The sequence below is a fragment of the Neorhizobium sp. BETTINA12A genome (assembly GCF_023006485.1).
GTDB lineage: Bacteria > Pseudomonadota > Alphaproteobacteria > Rhizobiales > Rhizobiaceae > Neorhizobium.
Genome location: NZ_JALBGW010000176.1, coordinates 1 through 9,358, shown reverse-complemented (window position 1 = coordinate 9,358; position 9,358 = coordinate 1). Strand labels below are relative to the sequence as shown.

At 62.6% G+C, this 9,358-nt stretch carries 9 protein-coding genes; 1 reads left to right on the top strand and 8 read right to left on the bottom strand.

What is annotated here, in order from left to right:
- Window positions 1-150 precede the first annotated feature (150 nt).
- From MOV61_RS25685 to MOV61_RS25665, 5 genes are all read right to left on the bottom strand, one after another.
- The gene (locus MOV61_RS25685; RefSeq protein ID WP_247138612.1) at window positions 151-1,314 is read right to left on the bottom strand and encodes an isovaleryl-CoA dehydrogenase; all 1,164 of its coding nucleotides are present in this window, start codon (window positions 1,312-1,314) and stop codon (window positions 151-153) included.
- A 142-nt stretch (window positions 1,315-1,456) separates the two neighbouring features.
- The gene (locus MOV61_RS25680; protein ID WP_247031733.1) at window positions 1,457-1,819 is read right to left on the bottom strand and encodes a hypothetical protein; all 363 of its coding nucleotides are present in this window, start codon (window positions 1,817-1,819) and stop codon (window positions 1,457-1,459) included.
- A 92-nt stretch (window positions 1,820-1,911) separates the two neighbouring features.
- Entirely contained in the window at window positions 1,912-2,772 is an 861-nt protein-coding gene (locus MOV61_RS25675; protein ID WP_247138611.1) for an NlpC/P60 family protein, read from the bottom strand.
- 35 nt (window positions 2,773-2,807) lie between these two features.
- Window positions 2,808-3,149 (bottom strand): helix-turn-helix domain-containing protein, encoded by a 342-nt coding sequence (locus tag MOV61_RS25670; protein ID WP_247138613.1) that lies wholly within the window; start codon window positions 3,147-3,149, stop codon window positions 2,808-2,810.
- Window positions 3,150-3,233: 84 nt separating this feature from the next.
- Window positions 3,234-4,625: a M17 family metallopeptidase gene (locus MOV61_RS25665; RefSeq protein WP_247138610.1), complete on the bottom strand. Its 1,392-nt coding sequence runs from the start codon at window positions 4,623-4,625 to the stop codon at window positions 3,234-3,236.
- A 140-nt stretch (window positions 4,626-4,765) separates the two neighbouring features.
- On the opposite strand from MOV61_RS25665, the gene MOV61_RS25660 reads away from it, so the two are divergent.
- Window positions 4,766-5,599, top strand: coding sequence for a tetratricopeptide repeat protein (locus MOV61_RS25660; RefSeq protein WP_247031741.1), 834 nt, complete (start codon window positions 4,766-4,768; stop codon window positions 5,597-5,599).
- A 339-nt stretch (window positions 5,600-5,938) separates the two neighbouring features.
- Here the strand turns inward: MOV61_RS25660 and MOV61_RS25655 are convergent, their stop codons facing one another.
- The 3 genes from MOV61_RS25655 to MOV61_RS25645 all read right to left on the bottom strand — a co-directional run.
- Window positions 5,939-6,916: a type II secretion system F family protein gene (locus tag MOV61_RS25655; RefSeq protein WP_038592363.1), complete on the bottom strand. Its 978-nt coding sequence runs from the start codon at window positions 6,914-6,916 to the stop codon at window positions 5,939-5,941.
- 12 nt (window positions 6,917-6,928) lie between these two features.
- Window positions 6,929-7,942, bottom strand: coding sequence for a type II secretion system F family protein (locus tag MOV61_RS25650; RefSeq protein WP_038548182.1), 1,014 nt, complete (start codon window positions 7,940-7,942; stop codon window positions 6,929-6,931).
- 13 nt (window positions 7,943-7,955) lie between these two features.
- Window positions 7,956-9,358 (bottom strand): CpaF family protein (locus tag MOV61_RS25645; protein ID WP_247138609.1); only part of this gene is annotated, 1,403 nt, incomplete at its 5' end.

Below are 9,358 nucleotides of genomic sequence, written 5' to 3'. Positions count from 1 at the left end.
GCTTCACATGCCGCGCCCGCGCTTCCTCGCCACCGCCGGCTTCGGCGAGCGCGACGGCCGCCTCGACCTCGGCAAGCTTTGCCTGCATCGCGGCGCGGTTCGCTTCGGCGGCTTCGCTTCTCAGATTGACCGCAGACCGAATGACAGCCATCAGGCGGTTTCCTTGAAGAGTTCGCGGCCGATCAGCATGCGGCGGATTTCAGACGTACCGGCGCCGATCTCCATCAGCTTGGCGTCGCGCAGCAACCGGCCAGTCGGATTGTCGTTGATATAACCGTTGCCGCCGAGGATCTGGATGGCCTGCAGCGCCTGCTGGGTCGCCTGTTCGGAGGCGTAGAGGCAGCAGGCAGCGGCATCCTGGCGTGTCACGGCGCCGCGATCGCAGGCGGCGGCCACCGCATAGACATAGGCACGGGCGGAATTCATCGCCGTGTACATGTCGGCAACCTTGGCCTGGATCAGCTGGAACTCGCCGATCGACTGGCCGAACTGCTTTCGCTCATGGACATAAGGCATAACCACGTCGAGGCAGGCATGCATGATGCCGATGCCGATCGCCGAAAGCACGACGCGCTCGTAGTCGAGCCCGGACATCAGCACGCGGACGCCACCGCCTTCCGACCCCATGACGTTTTCGGCCGGCACTTCGCAATCCTCGAACACCAGTTCGCAGGTGTTGGAGCCGCGCATGCCGAGCTTGTCGAGCTTCTGGGCGGTCGTGAAGCCCTTGAAGCCCCTTTCGACGAGGAAGGCGGTGATGCCTTTGGAGGCGGCGGCCGGATCTGTCTTGGCATAGACCACCAGCACATCGGCATCCGGGCCGTTGGTGATCCACATCTTGGTTCCGTTGAGCACGTAGCGATCGCCGCGCCTTTCGGCGCGGAGTTTCATCGACACGACGTCGGAACCGGCGCCGGGCTCGGACATGGCGAGCGCGCCGACATGTTCTCCCGAGCAGAGTTTCGGCAGGTAACGCGCCTTTTGGTCGGCATTGCCGTTGCGGTTGATCTGGTTGACGCAGAGGTTGGAATGAGCGCCGTAGCTGAGCGACGTGGAGGCCGAGGCGCGGGCCAGTTCCTCGACGGCGACCACATGAGCGAGATAACCGAGGCCCGTGCCGCCGAATTCCGGGTCGGCGGTGAGGCCGAGCAGGCCGAGCGAACCCAGTTCAGGCCAGAGATCTCGGGCAAATTCGTTGCTGCGGTCGATTTCGTCGGCGCGAGGCTTGAGTTTTTCCTGCGCGAAACGGTGGACCGTCTCACGAACAGCGTCGACCTCCTCGCCGAGCGCAAAATTCATGCTTGCGTGGAACACCCTGCATCCTCCCGGTGTACCAAGTTCAGTATGTCAGAAAGTAGTGGGGCAGCGGCGGCAGGTCGTCAATGGCTGGACGGGGCTGCGACGCGACATCGCAAGATACGGTCTTCCCATTCGCCGCGTTTGAACGAAGATTGCCCTATTCGGGCAGATGATAGGGGTGAATGCCGGGAGCCCATTCATTGTTCGGCATCCGTGTGCCGGTATAGGTCACGCCGCTCGGCGACTTGCAGCGGTAGATCCGGGTCGGCATGACATCTCCATAGAGAATGTCGAAACCGCCACGACTGCGATAGACGTTCTCGATATCGCTGGTGCAGTCATAGGCCTGTTTCTTCACGCGTTCTTCCTCGGGCACGACGCCGGGCAGGTTGCGGAAATAGGTCTGGGTGTCCTTGGGGAAGGCTAGGGGCTCGGCTGCGAATACCTCGGCCGGAACCAACGCGGCGACAAGCAGCGCCACGAGCATCATGGCCGGCAGTATCCATGCACCTTTGAGCATCAATCGACTCCTCATCCACGAAAACTGCGGACGATTCAAAGATATGGACGGCAGGAGGCCCGATCCATGGGCCGGGGACCACGTTTGCGTGATCATCGGCGGTTATCCAGGCGGCGATAGCCGGTGGGCTGCTGGTAGAGCCATCCGATCCGCTCAACGGCCGCCTCGAAATTCTCGCGGGCGACGCTCATCGTGTGGCCATTGGCGTGGAGAAGCGTCTCGGCATTCTCCATGATGCCGACATGACCTTTCCATAAAACGAGGTCGCCGCGGCGAAGTTCCCCGCGGGTGATCTCTTTGCCGATCGAGGCTTGCATATCTGAGTCGCGCGGGGCGGATTGGCCGGTCATCATCAGGGCAAGCTGCACGAGCGCCGAGCAATCAAGACCGAAACCCGAACGGCCACCCCAGAGATAGGGCGTCTCGATGAATTTTTCGGCGACGGCGACGTAGTCGTCACCCAAGGTCTCGGCGATGGGCAGGCAATGGCGGGCGATCACCGCCTCGCCGCTCGCCAGGACGAAATAACGGGTACCGCGGGTTTCCGCCTCGCCGACGACGGTGACGCGGCTGCCCATGGACAGGGCGCCAACCGGCGGCTTGCGGAGCTCCGGTTCCGGATACAGGAAGGTGCGCGGCACGGCGATGCGGTGGGTGGGTTCGTCCGGGCTTCCGAGCATCGCCTCCGGCAGGTAGCCGACATAACCGTCCTGATCGGCCTGCACCCAGGCAAAACCATCGGCGCGGTCGAAAACCCGGACGGTTTCGCCCCACAAAAGTTCGGTATCGATGCCGCGGGCAAGGTCCGGTGCCGGGCGGAGTTGGGCCACCGGCACGGCGATGCGTGCCGGTTCGCCGCGGACGAACTGGCCCGCCTCGACGCTACCCTTCAGCGTCTCGTCTGCAAGGTCGGGGCGGAAGGCGTGCAGGCGTCTGTCGAGCAACTTGGTCATTTCAAATTCCCTTCGGGCGCCTTATGCCAAACCCATCACTTGCGGCCTTCCTTGATGATCAGGTCGCCCAGCTTTTCCAGATAGAGCGCACCCGCCACCGTGCGCTTGATCACCACATTGCGGCGGTCCCGCTCGTCACGCTGGCGATCCACCAGGCCCATCTCGCCCATCGTGTCGAGCGCGCGGGTGATGACCGGCTTGGTAACGCCCAGCGTCGCCGCCAGGCCACGCACCGTGTGCGGCGGCGGCACGAGGTAAATATGCAGCAGAATGGACATCTGGCGCAATGTCAGATCGCGGCCGTCGTGGCGCACCTGCTCCAGCGATACCCGGTGCCAGAGGCCCAGCGCTTCCGTGGCGGTCAGTTCAACCGGCATCACACCTCGGTTCCAAATTCGGCCTCGGTTCACAATCCGACGAATTTTAGGCCGAAGTTCTTACCGGTCTGTTTCGGAGCCGGTTTATTTCGCGGCCATGTCGCGGATCGTGCGATAGAGCGCGCGGATCGCAAACGCCTCGCCGCCGACCGGTGCATGCGGCTTTTCGGCCGCCACCCAGCCGTAGATGTCGAAATGCACCCAGCTCCTGGTCGCGGTGACGAAGCGCTTGAGGAAAAGTGCTGCGGTGATCGCGCCGGCCATGCCGCCCGAGGGCGAATTGGTGATATCGGCGGCGCGGGAGCGGATGTCCTTGTCGTAGCCCATCCACAGCGGCAGGCGCCACATCGGATCGGCTTCGGTGCGTCCCGCGTCCATCAGCTTGCCGGCAAGCGTTTCGTCGTCGGTGAAATAGGGCGCTAGCTCCGTGCCCAGCGCGACGCGGGCGGCCCCCGTCAGCGTCGACATGTCGACCATCAGGTCCGGCGGGTTTTCGTCCGCATAGGCGAGCGCGTCGGCGAGGACCAGCCGGCCTTCCGCGTCGGTATTGTCGATCTGCACGGTAACGCCCTTGCGGCTCCTGTAGATATCGCCGGGGCGGAAGGCATTGCCGGAAATGGAGTTCTCGACCGCCGGCACCAGAACCTGCAGGTCGACCTTGAGGCCGGCATCCATGATCATCAGGGCAAGGCCCATGACGTTCGCCGCGCCGCCCATGTCCTTCTTCATCAGCGCCATGTTGGCGGCACCCTTGATGTCGAGGCCACCGGTATCGAAGCATACCCCCTTCCCGACCAGGGTGACGCGCGGATGGCCCTTCTGTCCCCAGCGCATTTCGAGCAGCCGCGGGGCTGAGACGCTGGCGCGGCCGACCGTGTGAACCAGAGGGAAATTCCGGGCGAGCAGGTCCTCGCCGACGATCGACGTGACGGTCGCGCCGTAATGTTCGCCAAGCGCCCGGAATGCCGCTTCGAGCTCGATCGGCCCCATCTCGTTGGTCGGAATATTGATGAGGTCACGGGCCAGGAAAACGCCGGCAAGCTGGCGCTCGACATCGGCGGCATCGGCCGTGACCGGGATCGCAAGCCGGACGTCCTTCGGTTTTTCGGACTTGTAGCGGCTGAAACCGTAGGTGCCGAGGCCGTAGCCGAGAGCAAGATGCGCCCCGCCAAGCGCCGAGGTCTCGACATGCCAGTCACCCGCCGGCAAGAGCTTCGAGAGTTTGCCGGTAATGAACGGTGCCTCGGCGGGATCGCTGCCAAGGCCGAACAGGGCGCTGCCCACTTCATTGCCCGCGGGCACCAGAAGCAGAGCACCGGCTTCCGCCTTGAAGCCCGACGCCTTCGCCCAGGCGAGCGCCGCCGCATCGAGCTTCCCAGCCTCCAGGTCGGAGGGCGTCACGGCATGGACCGGCCTTGACGTCGCCCCTTTCGCGCTGAAGGGAGAGGGACGTTCGATATATTGATAAGGAGTCATGGGCCGGCCTTCGGAAGCTGTTGGAATCGCTCGTCTTAACGATCTGTTAGGGTTAACAGTTTATTGCTGGAGTGGAAATGCGCTATCTGCCCGCTCCCTATTCGGAAGACGTGGCACCGGACCGAACGAGACCGCACCCCATGACCGCTTCCGCAGCCGTGACGCTTCGCAAGACCCGCCTCGCCCAGACCGCCGCCTTCGCCCTTCTCACCGCTCTTTCGGTCACCGGTTGTGCGACGAACCGGGACGTGGCGACGACGGGCTCGATCCCGAGGGCCTCGGCCGCCTCCATGGACGGCATGAATGCGGACGCGCTTGCAGGCACAGAGAAGTCGATCGGCGAAAGTTATGCCCGAGATCCGAAGAACAAGGAAATCGGGCTGCGCTACGCGACGGTGCTCGGTATGACGGGCAAGAGCGCGCAGGCGCTTGCGGTGATGCAGCAGGTGGCGATTGCTCATCCGGCCGACCGCGAGGTGCTGGCCGCCTATGGCAAGGCGCAGGCCGGTGCCGGCCAGCTCGAACAGGCGCTCGCGACCATCAACCGCGCCCAGACCCCCGATCATCCGGACTGGCGCCTCTATTCGGCCGAAGGCGCCGTGCTCGATCAGCTCGGGCGCTCGGCGGAGGCTCGCCAGAAATACCGCATGGCGCTTGATACCCAGCCGAACGAGCCAAGTGTGATGTCCAATCTCGGAATGTCCTATGTGCTTTCCGGCGACCTGAAGACGGCGGAAACCTACATGCGTAATGCCGCCGGCCAGCCTGCCGCTGACAGCCGCGTCCGCCAGAACCTGGCGCTGGTGGTCGGCCTGCAGGGTCGTTTTTCGGAAGCAGAACAGATCGCCCGCCGCGAACTCTCGCAGCAGCAGGCCGATGCCAACGTCACCTATCTGCGCTCGATGTTATCCCAGCAAAACGCCTGGACGAAGCTCGCCGACAAGGATGGCAAGGGAAAGCCCAACACGAACTGATGGGGCTTCTTCCGCCATTCCAACAAAAACCGGCCTTGCGCCGGTTTTCTCGTTTTCGGGAATGGTCCTGTCGGAGCGCCTTAGATAAGGCGCGAGATCACGGTGATGATTCCGCCGATCAGGACGAGGTTTACGCAAAGTCGTGTCAGCATCTTGGTATCCTCCGAATATGTTTCGCTCACGAACCGGCGGGGCTGGAAGAGCCGGACGTCTCGAGCTGATGGAGAGGATATTGGACCGATCCCGCTGAACGCCGTCTGAAACGGGAGTTCATATCACGTTCAACAATGGGCACGCGCGGCCGGTGCGGGTCGAACGCCGAATGTTAGAAAACCGCGTTCAGTGGAACTTGTCGGCGACCTGGATGCCGGCCGGACCAAGGATGACGGCGATCAGGACCGGCAGGAAGAACAGGATCATCGGGACGGTGAGCTTCGGCGGCAGGGCGGCCGCCTTCTTTTCCGCTTCGTTCATCCGCTCGTCGCGACCTTCCTGGGCAAGTACGCGCAGCGCCGAGGCGATCGGCGTGCCATAACGTTCCGCCTGGATCAGCGCCTGGGTAACGGCCCTGACGATATCGAGCTGGGTGCGGATGCCGAGATTTTCGAGCGCGGTGCGGCGGTCCTGCAGGAAGGAGAGCTCGGCCGTCGTCAGCACCATTTCCTCGGCCAGCGGCGGCGACGCCTGCGCCATCTCCTCGGCCACGCGGCGCATCGCCGCTTCCATGGAAATCCCCGATTCGACGCAGATCAACATCAGGTCGAGTGCGTCGGGCCAGGCCCGCTTGATGGAATGCTGGCGTTTCTTCACCCGGTTGGAAATGTAGATATTCGGTGCATAGAAGCCGATATAGGCGATAACGATCGCCGCCAGCATGCGGATCGGGAACGGCCGGGTGGCGAGGTTGCCGAGCACGAAAATCCACACGATAGCGGCCGCAAGGAAAACGAAGGGCAGCAGGAAACGGGCCAGCAGGAACATGTTGAGGGCGTTCTGCGACCTCAGACCGGCGGCACGAAGCCTGTTGACGGTGTTGTCGTCCACCAGCGCCTTGCGCAGATTGAAGCGCTCGACGATCTGCCGAACCGACTGATTATTCTGCGCACGCAGCGACGTCTTCGACTGTTCGGAATTCATGCGGGCGCGTTCGCGGGCGCGGATCTGTTCGCGCTCGGTGGAGACCGCCTTCATGCGTTTGTCGAGATCTCCTTTTTCGAGAAAAGGGCTCGCCAGCGTGTAGAGGGTCGCGAAAACCGCCACGGCCACCAGAATGGCAAGCAACGTGATCGGATCGGTAAGCGTCGTTGCCAGTCCCATCGTCCCGTCCCCTCAGATGTCGAAGTTGATCATGTTGCGCATGACGAAGATGCCGATCGACATCCAGACGCCGGAAGCCAAAAGGATCAGGTGCCCGCGCGGATCGGTGAAGATGATCGAGATGTACTGAGGCGAGGTGAGATAGACGAGCAGCGATACGATGAAGGGCAAAGCGCCGATGATCACCGCCGAAGCCTTGGCTTCCATCGACAACGCCTGCACCTTGGCCTTCATCTTCTTGCGCTCGCGCAGCACCTTGGAAAGGTTGCCGATCGCTTCGGAAAGATTGCCGCCGGCCTGGCCCTGAATGGTGATGACGATCGCAAAGAAATTCACTTCCGGCAGCGGCATGGTCAACATCATGCGGGTGCAGGCTTCGGGAATGCTCAGGCCCACCTGCTGGGATTCGATCACGCGGCGGAATTCCGTCTTCACCGGCTCCTGGCCGTCGGATGCGATCAGTCGCATTGAATCGTTGAGCGGCAGGCCGGATTTGATCGATCGCACCATGACGTCGAGCGCATTCGGAAATTCCTCCAGGAACTTCTTCTGGCGACGCTTGACCAGGAAACCAACGATCCAGCGCGGCAAGCCGACCGCGCTGACGAAGGCTGCGCCGAGGGCGGCAAGCAAAGGCAGGCCGGCAATCAGGGTGACGAGGAAGACGAAGACGCCGAAAAGGACACTGAACATATAGAAGCGGCCCATCGTCAGGGACAGGCCGGTCTGGGCGAGCTTGGATTTCAAGCTGCCGTCGCCCATCTTCCTGTTCTTCTCTTCCTGCTTCTTCTCCAGGTCCTTGATCGAGTCTTGCATGGACTTGCGGCGCTTGGAAAGCTCCTGCACCCGGTCTCGCGCGTCCTTGACCTTGTTGAGATCGGTTTCCGCCGATTTTACCCGATTGAGCCGGCTGTCGGCCTTCTTTTCCACTTCCATGCGGGAGAACAACAGCCCGTAACAGACCGCCGCCGCGGCGACCGCCACGAGGGCGATGATCGCCACGACATTGATATCCAACCCGAACATGGAATTCCGCTCCTTAGTCCTTGGTTTTTTCCATCGCGTCGAGCGCGGAGGAAAGACGCTTTTCCTCGTTGTAATAACGGGCGCGGTCCCAGAAATGCGGCTTCATGATGCCGGTTGCCATATGCCTGCCAATCAGGCGGCCATTGGCGTCCTCGCCGTCGATCTCGTAGCGCATCAGGTCCTGGGTGATGATCACGTCGCCTTCCATGCCCATCACCTCGGTGATCTGGGTGATGCGGCGCGAACCGTCGCGCAGACGGGCCGCCTGAATGATGACGTCGACCGAACCGCTGATGATCTCGCGCACGGTCTTGGCCGGCAGCGAATAACCGCCCATGGCAATCATCGATTCCATACGGCTCAGGCATTCGCGCGGCGTGTTGGCGTGGATCGTACCCATCGATCCGTCGTGGCCGGTGTTCATCGCCTGCAGCAGGTCGAAAACTTCCGGTCCGCGCACTTCGCCGACGATGATGCGTTCGGGGCGCATGCGCAGGCAGTTCTTGACGAGATCGCGCATGGTGATCTCGCCTTCGCCCTCGATGTTCGGCGGGCGGGTTTCGAGACGGACCACATGCGGCTGCTGAAGCTGCAGTTCGGCGGTATCCTCGCAGGTGATGACCCGCTCTTCCCTGTCGATATAGTTGGTCAGGCAGTTCAGCAGCGTCGTCTTGCCGGAACCGGTGCCGCCGGAGATGACGATGTTGCAGCGGACGCGGCCGATGATCTGCAGGAGCGTTGCCCCTTCCGGGGTGATCGCACCGAACCTGACGAGCTGGTCGAGGTTGAGCTTGTCTTTTTTGAACTTACGAATGGTGAGTGCCGGTCCGTCGATGGCGAGCGGCGGGGCGATGACGTTGACGCGGGATCCGTCCGGCAGGCGCGCGTCGCAGATCGGCGAGGATTCGTCGACGCGGCGGCCGACCTGGCTGACGATGCGCTGGCAGATCGACAGGAGCTGGGAATTGTCTCGGAAGCGGATGTCGGATTCGATCGTCTTGCCGGCGACTTCGATGAAGGTCTGTCCGGCACCGTTGACCATGATGTCGGAGATGTCGTCTCGGGCGAGCAACGGCTCCAGCGGGCCATAACCCAGAACGTCGTTGCAGATGTCCTCGAGCAGTTCCTCCTGCTCGGAGATCGACATCGCGAAATTCTTGATGGTGATGATATCGTTGACGATATCGCGGATTTCCTCGCGCGCGCTCTCGGCGTCGAGCTTGGCGAGCTGGGAAAGATCGATCGTATCGATCAGGGCCGAGAAGACCTGGCTCTTGGTATCGTAATAGAGCTCCGTGCGCGCCGGGCGCTTTCGGGCTGTCGATTGCGGCGCAAGTGGCGGCGGCGAGGAGATCTGCTGCCTCTGGGTCACGGGATCGCGCACCGGCTCGGCAAGGACTTCAGGAGCGGCGGACC